This window comes from uncultured Desulfovibrio sp., assembly GCF_902477725.1.
Classification (GTDB): Bacteria; Desulfobacterota; Desulfovibrionia; order Desulfovibrionales; family Desulfovibrionaceae; genus Desulfovibrio.
On record NZ_CABSIF010000001.1, the window covers coordinates 70,063 to 85,584 of the forward strand.

A 15,522-nucleotide genomic window follows, 5' to 3' on the forward strand; every position below is an offset into this window, starting at 1 on the left:
GCACTGACGAATCTGAGCCAATACCGATCATTGCGCCTTCCTGTTGTATCTGGCGATCACCGCCGCTCCAGAATCCCTGAGTGTCGCTGCCCTGCCCAGCGCCAGCAGCGCCATATTGTCCACAAATGCCCTTCATTGTGTAAGGAAACCGTTAAGGAACCCCTGCGTGGTGCAAACTGGCACTGCTGCCGCTGTAGTATCCCCGCCCCCATTGTGGTTTGGTGCAAATCCGCTACAGTATGCCCATGATACGTTATGGATTTGCCTGCAAGACCATCGGGGTGCCCGGCGCTGACTTGAGCGCTCTTACCCTTGCCAGAGCCACGCCCGAAAACATGCTCGCCGTGTGCCGCCACAACCTGCGCGCTCTGGGAGTCATGCTGCGCTACTGCGCCTCGGCGCGCATCCCCCTGATGCGCATCAGCTCGGACATCATCCCGCTGGCCTCGCACCCGCAAAACACATTTGAATGGCGTGCCCGGCTGCACGAGGAATTTAAGGCACTACGCGCCGTGCTGGAGGAAACCGGCATCCGGGTTTCCATGCATCCCGGTCAGTACACGGTGCTGAACTCCCCTCGGCTGGATGTGGTGGAGCACGCCGTTGCCGATCTTGTATTCCATGCCGACTTTCTTGACGCGTTGGGGGCGGACGGCAGCGCCCGCATAGTGCTGCACCTCGGCGGGGGCTATGGCGACAAGGCATCCGCCCTCGCACGGCTGGCGGAAAATCTGTTGGCCCTGCCGCCGCATGTGCTGGCCCGCATCTCGCTTGAAAATGATGAGCGCACCTTCACCATTGAAGATGCCCTGCACATCTGCGGAAAATGCGGCATGCCCGCGATCTTTGACGTTTTTCACCATTCCCTAAACGCCCCGGCAAAGGGAAATCTGGCGTACTGGCTTGATCGCGCCATGGAGAGCTGGACCCCACAGCATGGCCGCCCCAAACTGCACTATAGCCAGCAGCTTGCAGGCGGCAAACCGGGCATGCACTCGCGCACCATTGCCATGCGGGGATTTATGGAATTTCATCAGTCGCTGGGGCAGCGCGAGCTGGATGTGATGCTGGAGGTGAAGGACAAAAACCTTTCAGCCGAAAAGTGCATCCAGCTTACCAATCCAGGGCTGACGCGGCAGGAGCTTACGGCCCAGTGGGCCAGATACAAGTATCTGGTGCTGGAGAGGGATCAGGCCGCCTACACGGGCATACGCGCTCTGCTCAAGGCGGAAACGCCCGATGCCAAGGGTTTTTATGCGCTGGTGGAGCAGGCGATGGAAAAGGGACTTTACGGCCCGCAAGCCCGCAATGCCGCAGAGCATGTGTGGGGCTATGTGGACAAGCTGGCCTCTCCCGCAGAAAAAAAGCGCGCCCTGGCGGGCATGGCAGAGCTGCAAAACGGCATTGCCGCCCTGCCGCGCGTCAAACGCCTGCTGCTGACACTGGCCGAGCGGCATAAGGTGGAATACCTGCTGCACAGCATCTATTTTTATGTGTAGCAAAAAAATCGGCGCAGGGCAGAACCGTGCGCCAAAAAATGTCAGGCTGTTTCGCCCTGCCACTCCATGTGCAGCAGGGGATAGGGATTGCCCTGCCCGTCCAGAGCAGACCGCCCCACCACCTTGAAACCCTGCCGCTCATAAAAAGTCAGAGCCTGCGGATTCTGTTCGTTCACGTCCAGCGTCAGCCGTGGATGCAAAGCCCGCATATGCTCCAGAAGCGCCCCGCCCACACCGTGACGGAAGCAGCGCGGTTCAACAAAGAGCATCTCCACCTGCGCGCCGTTGCAGCCAATAAAGCCCGCCAATATGCTGCCCGCTGCGTGTTGCGCGGGTGCAGCCTGCGCGCAAGGCGCAAGCTCCGCCACCCATAGAATTTCTACGCCCGGCAGGTAGGCGTTGCGCACATCATGGAACAGGCGTTCCACCTCGCCGGAAGGCAAAAAATGGTGGGTGGCCTCCACGCTGCGCCGCCACAAATCCGCCAAGGCCGCATGGTCGCAGGCCGTTGCCTGCCGGATGCGCAATGTCTGCAAAAGAGCCTTTTCGTCAGCGCCGCTCATCGAACATTCTGATGAGCAACCCCGGCCAGCAGCCCGGCGGTGCGGTCGACACGCAGGGGCGGCACCTGGCTTTGCACTTCGAGGGTAAACTGCTCCTTGACCAGCTGACCGCTGTCGAGCAGGGCGCGGGCGCGAGCCTCTCGGTCAGGTGCGGCAGAAGCCACCGCTGAGGGCGACTGCTCATGCCCCTTGGCATACTTGGGCGAAAAATGTCTTTCGACCAGCGCCACGCAAACCGTGTAGGCCACAAAAACCACTGTTACCCCGCCGAGAAACAGCGCCGTGCGCAACAACATCTTAAGCGTTTCCATACATCTCCCGACCTGAACGTGTTATGCAGGCGCGGCTTCCCCGGCAGAGGGAGCCAGTACTTCCATCATGTCGCCCGTGCGCACAGCGCCGCCGTGCAGCACTTTGGCAAATACGCCCTGGGTGGGCATGATGCATTCGCCCATGGTGTGGAATATCTGGCAATGACTGTGGCATTCCTTGCCGATCTGCGTAACTTCCAGCAGCACGTCATGACACGCAATGCGGGTTCCCACCGGCAGAGCGGCAAAATCAATACCGTCCACTATCAGATTTTCTCCAAAACAGCCGTTGGCGACCAGAGCGCCCCGCGCCTTGAAGGCCTCAATGGCCTGCCACGAAAGCAGGCTGACCTGCCGGTGCCAGTTGCCCGCATGAGCATCACCTTCAATGCCATGATTTTCAATAATATTTGCCTGATCCACGGCCTTTTTGGCCGTGCCTTTTTTCTGACTGGTGCAAATGGCTATGATCTTGCCCATACTACATTTCCTTTACTGTCTTTATGCCTTGCCGCCTGCAAACGGCTGCCCGCAGTCTGCCCCAGATAGGCGGCTGCGTCCAGTCAGGCGGCAAGCCTGCTGCCAGACACATCATGTGTGCTTGTCCACCCGCCAGATCGCCGTGGGCGAAAAGCCAAGCAAACAGGCGCGTGAGCAGTGGAACCATCTAATAACACTATTTACGTAGGTTATCACAGCCCGCGCGCGCCGCCAAGGTGAGCCGCCTCAGTAATTATACTTCCAGGTCAGGCCACCCTTGGTGCTCTGCTGCTCGGTGCGCAGTTCAAGGTTGGCCTTTGGGGTCAGTTCCAGCTGAATCACAAAGGCGGTTGTGCCCTGCTTGGCACCCTGCTGTACGCCCACATAAATATCTTCTGTGAGGTACTTGCCCATCTCCACCGAGCTGCCCGCAGCCATGCCCTCGCCGCCTTGGCCCGACTGGCCCGTCCCGTTTGTGCCGGAAGCGCCGGAATTGAAGCGCAGCACATCGACGCCCAGCGCCTGACGTGCAGAATCCAGCACACCACTGCCTCCGCTGCCCGAGCCAAATCCGGCCAGTTGCGCCACTGCGGCGGCCAGCCGCAAATTTTCGAACCGCCCAAGTTCGCTGGCACTTTTGCCAAAAAGTATCTGGGCCAGAATTTCATCGCGCGGCATTTCAGGGTCACTGCTCAGGATCAATTGCATTTTGCGCACAGTGCCCACAATGCTGATATTGGCCATGAGCGCAGGAGTCTGAGTGGTCAGCATGATATCCAGCAAGGGGTTGGATACAGCCCCGCCGCCAAAGGTCACAGCGCCCCGCGCCAGCTTGAAATTTTTGCCCAGAATATCAAGGCTGCCTTTTACCGCGCTAAGCTGGCCGGAGATCAGCGGTTCTGCGGGTGTGCCGCCCACATGCATGTCTGCCTTCCACTCGCTCTTGAGGCCAAACCCTTCCACGACAAAACGGCCGGGGATGACAATGCGCAAGTCCAACAGGCCCGCATTGCCGCCAGAGACGGGAGCCGTTGAGGTTGGGGCAGCAACAGCAGAGGATGCGGCCTTTTTCCCCTGCGGCACGGCAGGCGTGGGCGGTTCATACCCGGCTCTGGCCCAGGCGGGCGAAACCTCGCTGATGGGCAAGGTGGTGATGCTGCCGCCCACATCAAGATTGTTAAGCAGCACAAGGCCCTGATTCACGGTAACTGTTCCACGTACTTGGGGCGCTGCGGCACTGCCAGCCACAGAAGTCTGCGCGGAGAATTCCACGCGGATGTCGCGGCGGCGCAGGGGACGCAGATGGTCAACCACGGCCTTGAAATCAAGCATACTGCCGTCAAGCCTGCCCTGCCCGGTGATGCGCGCTGTACCGCCCTGCCCGTCGGCTGCGCCGAGGTTCAGACGGGCAAGCCCCAATGCGCCGCCGCGGCCTTCTTCAAGATCAAGCCGCAGGTTGATGCCCGTGAGCAGCACGCCGTACTGCAAATTTTCGTAACGGGTGTCGTCCATGCGCACAAAACCCTTCGGGGCCGGGGCCTCAAGGCTGCCGCCCACATCAAGCGAAAGCACAAGCCGCCCCGCAAGCCGCTGGTCGGCCACAGGCATCAGGCTCCACAAGGGGGCCACGGCTCCGTTCCAGCGCACTGACGCGCGCAACGGCCCCTGCATGTTCGGGCTCGGCAATCCGTCCGGCCCGAAAAGAAGGGGCAAACGTGCCTCTACCCGGCATTCCGTACCGCCCAGAGCCGCCACCGTGGCCTGATCCGGCACGAGGCGCAGGGCCAGAGCGCCGCCGCCAGCGTTGTCCCTCTCCAGCTTTCCGGTCAGCGCAAGGTTCATGGGTTTGAGCGCCGCACCCGGCACCACAAGACCGCGCACGTCAACGCGCAGATCCCCTCCGGGTTGGGCCGGGGTGCCGGTAAGCCTCGCGCTGGCCTCAAGCTCGCCCTTGGGCAAGGCCGGGATCAGCACATGCCAGGGCGTGAGCGAAAGATGTTCAAGCGTAAGCCGCATATCAAGCTTTTCCGGCCCAAGGGCGGCCTGCGCCCGTAACCTGCCGGAAGGCTTCATGGCTACATCAAGACCGCTGACCGCCAGATCCCCCGCGCCGTAGCGCATTGTGGCCCCTGCCGCCACGCGCAGGCCCAGCTTTTGCGCGGGCAGGTCAAGATCAAGACGGCGCAATTCAAGCAGGCCGGGCTGCCAGCGCACTGCGCAGCGCGTTGCGGCAAATCCGCTTGTTTCGAGGCTGGCCTCCAATGGCCCGAATATGGAACCCTGCGCGCGCAGCTTGGCACCAAGGCGGATAGTCCCGCTGCGTACCCCGGCGAGGTCAAGCCGGGCGGCAAGCAGGCCCTTGCCGAGGGCATCAGTCAGCATCGCCTCGCCCTCCAAACCCTGGACTTCCACCGGCTGACCGTTGCCTGCCCGGTAGGCCAGCCGAGGCACACGCCAGCGAAGCGTTGCCTGCTGGGTGTACGCGACCTGCGGAGCCGGAGGCTGCATTGTCTGGGCCTGAGGATTCTGACCGGGGGGACTCTGAGCTGGCGGATTCTGAACTGATGAATCCTGGCCTGACGAATTTTGAGCGGCTGTGGGCACCGCAGGTTCCGCCCGCTGCGAAACCAGTTCGAGGGCGAGTGCTGCGTCTCCGTCCAGCCGCACCCCCGGCAACATGGCTGACAGCGCCTGCCAGTCGGCCACGCGCACATCCACCTTGCCGTCCACGCGGGGCATGCCGCCCGCCAGAGGCGGCAAAGGCAAAGCCGCAGCCAACTGACCGGAACCGGCAACGCCCAGCAACTGACATTGAAGATCACGCACGCCAGCGCGCAAAAGCCCATGCCCGTCTTCCCTGCCGTTCAGGGCAAAAAGCGTAGCGCCAAAGCGTTGGGGATGGCTATCCACCACGGCGGAGGCCTGCACTTTTACTGTCAGTTCCGCTGCCTGCTCCGCATCTTTTTGGCCGGGGGCTGACAGCTTTACTTGTGCCGGGGCTACACTTGTCTGCTTGAGAGCGCCAAGCAGCACTCGCCCCCAGTTGAGCGGCGTGGACGCCAGTTTCAGGGAAATATCCGCCAGGGCATGCCCACCCACATTCCACGCGGGGCAATCCAGCGCTATCCGCGTGTCTGGAGTTTGCAGCGGCCCCTTTGCCGTGATGCGCAACTGGGCGCGTTCCGGCAACAAGCCGCCGCTATTTGTGGAAGGGGCGGCGGCTGATGCGGGTGCGGACTTTTCAGCAGCGTCTTTTTCCGTATCAGCTTTCTCGCCAAGGCTGGCCTGAATATCCACATCCATAGGCCCGTCCAGCCACGAAGCGGCTCCGCCAGCGTCCCACTTTGCGTGCCCGGCAAGGTGCAGAGGCCCGGCTTCAACGTTGATGCTCTCCAGCGCAGCGCTGGCCCCGACAGCTTCGCCGCCTGCGGCGGGAGCCGTCACGCGCGCCGCAAGGCGCAGCCGCGCATTGGCGCCTTCACGCAGCAAAACGGCAAGCCCACCCGATTCAGCGGGCTGATTATTGGCAGAAGATATTTTTACGGGGGAACTTTTGGGAGGGATTGCAGGAGAATCATCGGCAACAGGGTCGGGAGATCTGCGCAGGATCGCGGCGAGCTCGGCGGCAGCATCAAGGCCAAGAACTTCACCCACGCGGGAGGGGGCAAGGGTAAGATGGGCTGTTGATTCCACCCCGTAGATTACCGCCCCGGCCACCTGTAGAGGGCTATCGTTCGCACACGCGATTCTGACCAGCAGGGATGCTTGCGCGCCCTGAGTTCCGGCCACCAAACTCAGGTTGGCTTCAAGACTGGCATCGGCAGCGGGGGTGTTTTGCCCTCTGCCCTGCGGCTCGGGATGCGACTCGGGATGCCTTTCGGGCAATGTTGCGCCGGATGCCGCTGGTGGAACCTCTGGGGCAGAAGACGCACTTTTTTCAGCAGATGGCGCGGCACCCGTAGCGACTGGCGGAGTTTCATTCCGGGCATCGGCAGGAGCCTCCCCACCCAGCAAGGCCTGAGGCAAACGGGCATTGAGGATGTTCAGCCTTTCAAGGCGCACCTGCGGCAACCAGCTGGGCAAACCGCCAAGCGAACGCAGGGCATCGCCCAACATGGTGCGCAAAGCCGCTTCAGTCAGAGGGGGCGCAGACGCAGGTTCCGGTGCGTCCGGCAGTATGGGCAGGCGCAGCAGTTGCGCGTCATTTACATATACGGAAGCAATACGCACGACCGAAGGCAGGGCGCGCCAGTCCCACTGCACGCGGCAGTCCGGCAGGCGCATCCACAGGCCGTCACCGTCGAACAGTTCCACACCAAGAGAAAATTCAAAGGGCAAAGAGCCGGAAAGATGGGTGATTCGCGCCCTCACCCCGGCAGGGGGCGCGCCGGATTCCGGCGCGGCTTCCATAGCCGTATTGATTTTTTCCGTCAGCCAACCCTGCACGGAGTCGCTGCGCAGGGCCGCGAGGGTTGCGGCAAGGGCAATCACGCACAGCAGCACGCACAGGCCCAGAGCCCAACCTGCGCGACTCAGCCACTTGCGAAAAGGGCCACGGCCCCCACCAGAGGGCTTCCTGTGACCGGGCTGGCCCGCACTGGGGGAAGCCTGGCCGCCCAGAGCGGCAGATGCGGAAGAAGAGGAAGACGGCGGGGCCGCGCTGTGTTCCTGATCCATCAGAAAGACTGCCCTATGCTGACGTAAATCTGCACCGGGGGGTCGCCGTCAATGGGCTGCAAGGGAAAGCCCACATCCAGCCGCACAGGGCCGATGGGCGTGTAGTACCGCAGGCCAAGGCCAGCGCCCCAGTTCATGTCGCCAATGATGCGCGGCAGCTCGTCCCTGTAGACCATGCCGCCATCGAGAAAAGGCACAATGCCCACATCTTCGGTAATTTTATAGCGCGCCTCAAGATTGACCACCTGATAGGAACGCCCGCCCAGCGGCTCGTCCTTGTGGTCGCGCGGGCCGAGCGACTGATAGGCATAGCCGCGCACAGAACCCGCCCCGCCCGTATAGTAGCGCAAACTGGCCGGGATAGTGCGCAGACCGGCGCCCGCAAGCCCCCCGGCCTCGACCCTGCCTGCAAGCACAAGCTTGTCGTCCGGCAGGCCGTCCTTGCGGAAGGGGGCGTAATAGCCGCTGGCTGTAACAACGCCTGTCATGACGTTGAAAGATTCGCCATAAAAGCCCGTGTAGGGCTTGACCTTGACAGCAAGCTCCGAGCCGTCGGAAGGATTGAGGATATTGTTGCGCGTGTCGCGCCGCAGGCCCACCCGTGGCCCAAAAAATCCGTAGCCCTTGGGATCCTGCTCGTTATCCTTGATGGAGCCGCTTTCGCCCCCAAGGCCAGCGCTGCCCCACCACTGGCGCGAAAGCCGTCGCTCGATATCGCCGGAACCGCTGCCCGCAATTTTTTCGTAGGCGCTGGTATCTTCCCGCAGGGTGGAGCCTGTAACAAGCAGTTTCTGCTCTCTGGCCATAAAGGCAGGCTTTTCAAACACTGCCTTGAGGCCCTGTGTTTCCGTAGCCAGAGGCGCTGTGAGCGTAAATTTTTCACCATTGCCAAAGACATTGCGGTTCTCCCACATGCCTTCCACACCGAGGCCCGTATCCGTATCATACCGGGCGCTGGCCCCCACCGAATGGAAGGGGGCTTCCGCCACGGTCACTTCCAGAGGCAGCACGGAGGCGCTTTCGCGCCCTGCGCCCCAGGCGAGATTTTCTTCCAGAGGTTTAACCTGCACCGAGCGGAACAGGCCCAGACCGCGCAGCTTGTTGGCGTAGTCTTCCACCATGTCCGAATCCCACGGCTCCTCACCAACATTCCAGGGGGCGAGCCGCTGCACGTATTCGGCATTCACTTCTTTTGCTCCGCGCACTTCGATGCGGCCCATGAGCGCTGGCGGGCCGGGGCGCACCAGGATATCGGCATTGAGCTTGCGGGCCTCGCGGTCAAGGGTATAGCTGGTATCTGCCACAGCGGCGAGGGGGTAGCCCTGCCGTCGCAAGGATTCTGGCAGGGAATCCACCGCCGCGAGCAGGTCATCGGCCGCAATGGGCTTGCCAATGGCTACACCCGGCAAAACAGCAGGGAAGGACGGCGGGGGCACGGGTTCCGTTTGCAGCCCCCAAAAGCCCACTTCTCGCTGCCTGTTGCGAAAAAACTGCGGGATGTCGGGTTCCGGTTCGTAATACACATCGGCGCGGCCAAGGCTGTAGCGCTTGCCTGGCGAAAGAACGAGGTCAACAACAACGGGCGAGGCGTCCTTGTCTATTTGAACGGAAGCAAGGCCGTCATAATAACCCTGGGAGTGCAGCAGGCTTTGCGCGCTGGCAGTGTCGACTCTGGCGCGCCTTTCCAGAGCCAGCAGGCTGTCTGGCGGCTCCTTGGCAAGCTGCACAAGCTGGCTTGAGGCCTTCATCTGCCCTGCCAGAGAATCCGGGCCATCCTGCACCTTGATGCGCACCTTATACGGCACTGGATTGCCCTGCCACGCCGTTTCCAGCCCCGGCGGCGCTGGCTGCGGTTCTTCTGCGGGCGCGCGGGCCAGCAAACCGCAGCCCCCTGCGCACAGCAGCAGCACCGAGACAACGAAGGCTCGCAGTACGGAAAGGCTGTTCGCCCTCCGGGGGTGTAGTTCGCCAAGGGTGGAGATCATGCCGAAGCATACGTTGCCCCGCCGCATGAATCAAGAACCATTCGCAACTGTTGCTTGCAAAAAACTGCCGCTTGGCTAGGATTGTTGCAACAGGCCTTGCAGCCTGCGCAACGCATAACAACAGGAAAAAGTATGAATTACGATCTCTGCCTGCACATGGACAGCAAGGACCCCGCCATTCTGCGCCTTGTTCTTCGTAATGCGGCCAACTATATCAAAGCCCTGCCCGAAGAACGCTTTCAGCTTGTGGTTGTAGCCAACGGCCCCGCCGTCACCCAGTTCGTCAAGGGCAATGAAGAATTCCGCGCCATTGCGGCCCCCTTGCAGGATCAGGGCCTGCGCATTCTGCTGTGCGCCAACGCGCTGGCCGACAACAAGATCGACCATGCCGACATCTGGCCCGGCTGCGATGTTGTGCCCGCTGGTCTTGTGGAAATTGTGCGCCTGCAACGCGAAGGCTTCGCCTACATCAAGCCCTAGGACGGACTGCGTTTCTGTGGGCATCTGCGGTGTCTGAGCGCGTTCTATCCTGCGCTTTTTTACTATTGCTTCCGGTCTGGCCGGGGGAGACAGAGCATGGAATGCTTTGGGGAAATTCTCGACATGGTGCGCCGCCAAAGCCCCGTGGTGCACAGCATTACAAACTATGTGACAGTCAATGACTGCGCAAATATCATTCTGGCTGCGGGGGGATCGCCCATCATGGCTGATGATGCGGCGGAAGTGGAGCAGATTGTGGGCCTCAGCTCGGCCCTGGTTCTCAATATCGGCACACTCAATACCCGTACGGCGGCGTCCATGCTGGCGGCGGGCAAGCGCGCCAATGCCCTGAACATTCCCGTTGTGCTCGACCCTGTGGGCGCGGGCGCTTCCAGCCTGCGCAATGAAACGCTGCGCACCCTGATGCAGGAAGTGCGCTTTGCCGCCATCAAGGGCAACAGTTCTGAAATCCGCTTTCTGGCGGGCGACAAGGCCACGGCGCGCGGCGTTGACGCTGATGAAGGCACGCTCGTTTCAGAAGACAACCTTGCCGCATCAGCCCGCATGGCCATGGACATGTACGCCGCCACTGGTGCGGTTATCGTCATAAGCGGTCGCATCGACATTGTGGCCCACTCAAAAGGGGCCTGGGCCGTCAGCAACGGCGACCCGCTCATGACCCGCATCACCGGCGCAGGCTGTATGACCGCCGCCGTGGTGGGCTGCTGCGTGGGTGCTGCTACGGCTGAGCTGCCGCAGGCCTGCCTGTGCGCCATGTGCTCCATGGGCGTAGCCGGGGAAATTGCCGCAGAAAATATGGGGGCCGTGGGCGGCGGCACGGGCACCTATCGCACCCTTCTGCTGGATGCCATGAGTTCCCTTGACGGCCCCGCCATCACCTGCCGAGGCAAGGTACAGCACATAGCCTGACCTGCGCCAGAGTTCAGCTACTCACAAAGCCCGCCGCCGCTCGACATTTGAGCGGCAGCGGGCTTTTACAATTCCGGCGTCTGGTTGGCAAAAAAACTTTTAGCTCAGGTTACGAATACATATGTTCCTGCTCTAAATTGGCAGCCGCACAATGCAGAACACATCGTTGACGTATCGCCCATCGCGCTTGTATTCGCGGTAGCCGCGCGAGCGCGCGCAGCCCACGGCATACAGTACACCGTCTACAGATTCGAGCTGCGAGGTGCATTCACCCTGCCCAAGGGCCAGCCATTGGGGCTGTAACTGACAGCTTTCGCCGGGGTGCATGTGGGCTTCGCTGGCGGCCACAACGGTTCCGCCCGCTTCGGCAAAAAAGCTTGCTGCCCCGGTGATCACTTCGCCGTCCCCATTCTTGGGCAGGGTATCGCCCAGCATGTCCGCAAACTGCGGCAGGGAATCAAAAACAATGCTTATGCCGCCAACGGCCTGCCCCCCCTGTGGTGCAAACACGGGGGCGCTGTACACATAGGTGGGTTGCGTCGCGCCCTTGGGGTGATACAACTCAGTAGCGCGAAAGGGCGAGACGGAAAAATCGTCCGAATCCTTGAGCGACAGCGTACGGCGTACATAATCCTCGCCTATCTGTTGCCCGTAGAGACCACGTTCCCCGGCCTGCGAACAGGCCACCACCGTTCCCCGCGCATCGTAGAGAAACAGGTTGGAATACACCGTATAATAGCTGTTGATGTACTCCAGAATATCCTCAAGCCGTGAAAGGTCGCCCTTGCTGACGGACGGATGCGCAAGGATACGCCGAAAATCCGGCGTCAGCGCCCACCAGCGACAGTCGTTGGCCCGTTCATACAGATTGCGATCCATTATTTCCACGGTGATGGAAGCCAGAAACGAGGCATCGTTCAAACGCGAAGCCGTAACCGTTTTCAGCAGGCCATCGGTGAAATAATGGAACTCATGCTCCATCTCGATGCTCATTTTGCGCACCGCATCCAAGATGGGTGGCAGGGCCTGGGCGGCGTGGCGTTCGTCATCCCGCGCGTTGCCGCTTTGACGGGCGGCCATTATCTGCCCGTTGAGCGCCGCCAGCGTCAAGTCGCCCATAACATCGCCAGCCTGTTCTTCAATGCTGGTCAACTGAGCGGAAAAGCCCGCCTCCCGCCGCACGAGGGCAACATCGAGCTCTTCTGCCGTCTTGCTGGCAAACGCGCTTTGCGCGTTGCGCAGCACGTGGGTTTGCCATGCCTGCCCCTCATAGCCCTGATAGCCTTCTGAAGGACGCGAAACCGCCAGGGTTGCCTTGCTGGCATAAGAGGTCGCGGCAAAGCTGTCCTCCGGGGTGCGGGCAAAGGAGCGCCCAATGGGAACCATCCGCGTATCGCTGCTGGCAAAGGCCTGACCTTTTTCGTCCAGCAGCAGAATGACCATATCCTGTGCAAACCGCGCCATGCCTGCAAAAAGGTCTGCGGTTTCGCCGTCCATATCAAATACAAGGCAGAGCAGGCCCAAGGGTTCGGCTACACCTTCGGCCCGGATAGCATGGGAATATATAAGGGCCGACCTGCCATCGGGGGCGAGGTCTGTGGGCCGAAATGTTTCCACATATTCCTGGGCGGCAAGCGTCTGCCTGACCAGCGGATCGTTTGAGGCGCTCACCGGCCTTTTGGTATCAAGCTGCACGCACACCCGGCCCTGAGGATCAAGCACCATAATGTCGCGGTACACGCTGTATTTGGAGCGGTAGGCTGCAAGCCGGGCGCGTAGCGTGGGCACATCGCATGCGCCACTCTGCAAAAAACCCACAATTTCGCCATCTGTTGCCAGAAAGCTCACGTCCGCAGTGCGCTCGTAAAGATTGCGCTTGATGATGTCCATAACCACCTGGGCCACGGGCGACATTTCGCGCACGGCTTTTTCAAGCAGCTTTTCGCCCAGCATGTTGGTCATGTCCTGCCGCAGCAGGCCAAAAGTATCGCGGGTTTTGAAGATGAAATCAAAGAGGGTGGCGGCAATGGCGTTGCAGTTGATCTTGCCCGTGAGGGCAATCCACGTCCATTGCCGTTCCAGTTGAGAAAACACCGTGTGGCACCGCCTGATATCAGGCATAAAGGGAATCAGCTGCTCTACGGCATCTCTCGTGGACGCATGGGGGTCGCGCACAATCACCTCGCTCGGATTTTCTCTCGGCGCCGCAACGCAGAGCTAAAAAACGGACTATTGATAATCCGTTGCAAATTACAGTAACTGTATCAAACCTCAAGCGGGGGGGGCAAAGAACTTGTGGAAAATTTGCATAAAAGTCAATAATACTCTGATTTTTTTTAAAGAGGTATTTTTGCACATTCAGCTGTTTGTCTTATTGCAAACGATAGGCAACAAACAGCCACTTATTAGCGTTCCAATCATCCGTGACAGTCAAATACATTTCATTTTTTCATATTTGAACATGTATTCAATACATATAATCAAATCATTATATATATTACGTATAAAGCAGCGTAGCATGTCTTATCGTCTGCGTAATAAAAACTTAAGGCTATTTGCCTGAAGAGCATCGCCAATCATAGCAAAAAATCCTGCCCCCCTACAAAAAATTCATGTGCGCCGCGCAAACAACAACACCCCCGCAGAGCATGGCCCTGCGGGGGTGAACTATCTGAGAGAACGGCAGGAAGCCGTTCGCGATGCTGATGCTTAGTTGTTCTTGCGCTTGCCTGCGGTCTGGTAGCGCTTCATGGCCGAAAGCTCGGCCTTGCGCAGACGGATGGAAAGAGGCGTGACTTCCACCAGTTCATCTTCGCGCACAAAGTGCAGGGCATGTTCAAGTGTCATTTTTTTCACCGGGGTAAGGGTGACGTTTTCATCCTTGCCCGAAGCGCGCAGGTTGGTGAGCTTCTTTTCCTTGGTGGGGTTCACGTCGATGTCGTTATCGCGGTTGTGCTCGCCCACGATCATGCCTTCGTACACCGGATCGCCGGGTTCCACAAACAGAACGCCGCGCGGCTCAAGATTAAAGAGGGCATAGGCCACGCCAGCGCCAGCGCGGTCGGCAACGATGGAACCCGTGTAACGCGTGGGGAAGTCGCCGCGCCATTCTTCGTAGCCTTCCACATAGGAGTTCATGATGCCGGTACCCTTGGTATCGGTGAGGAACTCGTCGCGGTAGCCGATAAGGCCGCGCGAAGGCACGCTGAATTCAAGGCGCACACGGCCCGTGCCGTTGTTGACGCAGTTGAGCATACGGCCCTTGCGCTGGGCCAGTTTGTCGGTCACTACGCCCATGAACACTTCGTCGCAGTCCACGTACAGACGTTCGATGGGTTCGATAACCTTGCCGTTTTCGTCTTTGCGCAGAATAACTTCGGGCCGGCCGACGGAAAGTTCAAAACCTTCGCGGCGCATGGTTTCGATAAGGATGGCCATCTGAAATTCGCCACGGCCCTTGACCAGGAATGCGTCGCGGTCAGCGGTGTTTTCCACGCGCACGGCCACGTTGCGCAGGGTTTCCTTGACCAGGCGGTCATAGATGGCGCGGCTCTGCACAATCTTGCCCTCGCGACCGGCCAGGGGAGAGCTGTTGATGCCAAAGCGCATGGCCACGGTGGGTTCGTCCACGCGGATGCGGGGCATGGCGCGGGGATTGTCGCGGGTGCAGATGGTATCGCCGATGGTCACATCTTCAATACCTGCCAGAACCACGATATCACCGGGCAGGGCCTTTTCCACTTCCACCACCTGCAATCCATCATACACCTGAAGCTTGGTGGCGCGCAGGGGCTTGGCCTGACCATCCTCGCCAATGCAAGCCAGGGATTCCTTGGCATAGACCGTGCCGTGCATGATGCGGCCCACGGCCAGACGGCCCAGATAGTCGGAATAATCGAGGTCGGCCACCAGCATCTGGAAGGGCTGCTCGGGGTCATGGCTGGGGCCGGGGATGTACTTAACAATGGCATCGAACAGAGGCGAAAGATCCTTCTGCTCGTCGTCAATGTTGTTCATGGCCACGCCAGCGCGCCCAATGGCGTACAGCACGGGGAATTCAAGCTGGTGCTCGTTGGCGTCCAGATCGATGAACAGGTCGTAAATTTCGTTGAGCACTTCCTGGGGACGGGCGTCCTTGCGGTCAATCTTGTTGATGACCACGACCACGGGCAGACCGGCCTCAAGGGTTTTGCGCAACACAAAACGCGTTTGCGGCAGCGGCCCTTCAGAGGAGTCCACCAGCAGGATTGCGCCGGTAGCCATGGAGAGCGAACGCTCCACTTCACCGCCAAAGTCGGCGTGGCCAGGGGTATCAATGATATTGATCTTGACCCCATTCCAGTTGACGGCGCAGTTCTTGGCGGCAATGGTGATGCCGCGTTCGCGTTCCAGATCCATTTTGTCCATCACGCGGTCGTCAACCTGCTGGTCGGCGCGAAACACGCCGCCCTGCTTGAACAGACCGTCCACAAGGGTGGTCTTGCCGTGGTCAACGTGGGCGATAATGGCGACGTTACGAAGGGATTCATTGTGCTGCATGGCTTTGTGCCCTTAAAAAACACTAGGTAGTGCGGTTTTGTTCCCCGCCGGGGGGAGA

General features: G+C 60.3%; 10 protein-coding genes. 3 read left to right on the plus strand and 7 right to left on the minus strand.

Annotated elements, in window-relative coordinates:
* The first annotated feature begins 239 nt into the window (after window positions 1-239).
* Window positions 240-1,499, plus strand: coding sequence for a UV DNA damage repair endonuclease UvsE (gene uvsE / locus RDK48_RS00370; protein WP_298995978.1), 1,260 nt, complete (start codon window positions 240-242; stop codon window positions 1,497-1,499).
* Window positions 1,500-1,540: 41 nt separating this feature from the next.
* On the opposite strand, the gene RDK48_RS00375 is transcribed toward uvsE, so the two are convergent.
* The 5 genes from RDK48_RS00375 to RDK48_RS00395 all read right to left on the minus strand — a co-directional run bounded on the left by RDK48_RS00375 (window position 1,541) and on the right by RDK48_RS00395 (window position 9,542).
* Window positions 1,541-2,062: a GNAT family N-acetyltransferase gene (locus tag RDK48_RS00375; protein ID WP_298995980.1), complete on the minus strand. Its 522-nt coding sequence runs from the start codon at window positions 2,060-2,062 to the stop codon at window positions 1,541-1,543.
* Window positions 2,059-2,373 carry a hypothetical protein gene (locus RDK48_RS00380; protein ID WP_298995982.1) on the minus strand — a complete coding sequence of 105 codons (315 nt, stop codon included), beginning with the start codon at window positions 2,371-2,373 and terminating at the stop codon, window positions 2,059-2,061. The genes RDK48_RS00375 and RDK48_RS00380 overlap by 4 nt, the downstream gene beginning before the upstream one ends.
* Window positions 2,374-2,394: 21 nt before the next feature.
* Window positions 2,395-2,853 (minus strand): MOSC domain-containing protein, encoded by a 459-nt coding sequence (locus RDK48_RS00385; RefSeq protein ID WP_298995986.1) that lies wholly within the window; start codon window positions 2,851-2,853, stop codon window positions 2,395-2,397.
* Between the two features lie 246 nt (window positions 2,854-3,099).
* Window positions 3,100-7,530 (minus strand): translocation/assembly module TamB domain-containing protein, encoded by a 4,431-nt coding sequence (locus tag RDK48_RS00390; protein ID WP_298995988.1) that lies wholly within the window; start codon window positions 7,528-7,530, stop codon window positions 3,100-3,102.
* Window positions 7,530-9,542, minus strand: a complete 2,013-nt coding sequence (locus RDK48_RS00395) for an autotransporter assembly complex family protein (protein WP_298995990.1) — start codon at window positions 9,540-9,542, stop codon at window positions 7,530-7,532. The genes RDK48_RS00390 and RDK48_RS00395 overlap by 1 nt, the downstream gene beginning before the upstream one ends.
* A 105-nt stretch (window positions 9,543-9,647) precedes the next feature.
* On the opposite strand from RDK48_RS00395, the gene RDK48_RS00400 reads away from it, so the two are divergent.
* Window positions 9,648-9,995 (plus strand): DsrE family protein, encoded by a 348-nt coding sequence (locus tag RDK48_RS00400; protein ID WP_291445143.1) that lies wholly within the window; start codon window positions 9,648-9,650, stop codon window positions 9,993-9,995.
* A 96-nt stretch (window positions 9,996-10,091) separates the two neighbouring features.
* The gene (gene thiM, locus RDK48_RS00405; RefSeq protein WP_298995993.1) at window positions 10,092-10,925 is read left to right on the plus strand and encodes a hydroxyethylthiazole kinase; all 834 of its coding nucleotides are present in this window, start codon (window positions 10,092-10,094) and stop codon (window positions 10,923-10,925) included.
* Window positions 10,926-11,057: 132 nt separating this feature from the next.
* Here the strand turns inward: thiM and RDK48_RS00410 are convergent, their stop codons facing one another.
* Window positions 11,058-13,019 carry a cache domain-containing protein gene (locus tag RDK48_RS00410; protein WP_298995995.1) on the minus strand — a complete coding sequence of 654 codons (1,962 nt, stop codon included), beginning with the start codon at window positions 13,017-13,019 and terminating at the stop codon, window positions 11,058-11,060.
* Window positions 13,020-13,634: 615 nt separating this feature from the next.
* Window positions 13,635-15,464, minus strand: coding sequence for a translational GTPase TypA (typA, locus tag RDK48_RS00415; RefSeq protein ID WP_298995998.1), 1,830 nt, complete (start codon window positions 15,462-15,464; stop codon window positions 13,635-13,637).
* Between the last annotated feature and the right edge of the window lie 58 nt (window positions 15,465-15,522).

What these genes read in the sequence shown, in the direction of transcription:
- uvsE (WP_298995978.1), top strand. Translation starts at nt 240, where the DNA reads ATGCCCATGATACGTTATGGATTTGCCTGCAAGACCATCGGGGTGCCC.
- RDK48_RS00375 (WP_298995980.1), bottom strand. Translation starts at nt 2,062, where the DNA reads ATGAGCGGCGCTGACGAAAAGGCTCTTTTGCAGACATTGCGCATCCGG.
- RDK48_RS00380 (WP_298995982.1), bottom strand. Translation starts at nt 2,373, where the DNA reads ATGGAAACGCTTAAGATGTTGTTGCGCACGGCGCTGTTTCTCGGCGGG.
- RDK48_RS00385 (WP_298995986.1), bottom strand. Translation starts at nt 2,853, where the DNA reads ATGGGCAAGATCATAGCCATTTGCACCAGTCAGAAAAAAGGCACGGCC.
- RDK48_RS00390 (WP_298995988.1), bottom strand. Translation starts at nt 7,530, where the DNA reads ATGGATCAGGAACACAGCGCGGCCCCGCCGTCTTCCTCTTCTTCCGCA.
- RDK48_RS00395 (WP_298995990.1), bottom strand. Translation starts at nt 9,542, where the DNA reads ATGCGGCGGGGCAACGTATGCTTCGGCATGATCTCCACCCTTGGCGAA.
- RDK48_RS00400 (WP_291445143.1), top strand. Translation starts at nt 9,648, where the DNA reads ATGAATTACGATCTCTGCCTGCACATGGACAGCAAGGACCCCGCCATT.
- thiM (WP_298995993.1), top strand. Translation starts at nt 10,092, where the DNA reads ATGGAATGCTTTGGGGAAATTCTCGACATGGTGCGCCGCCAAAGCCCC.
- typA (WP_298995998.1), bottom strand. Translation starts at nt 15,464, where the DNA reads ATGCAGCACAATGAATCCCTTCGTAACGTCGCCATTATCGCCCACGTT.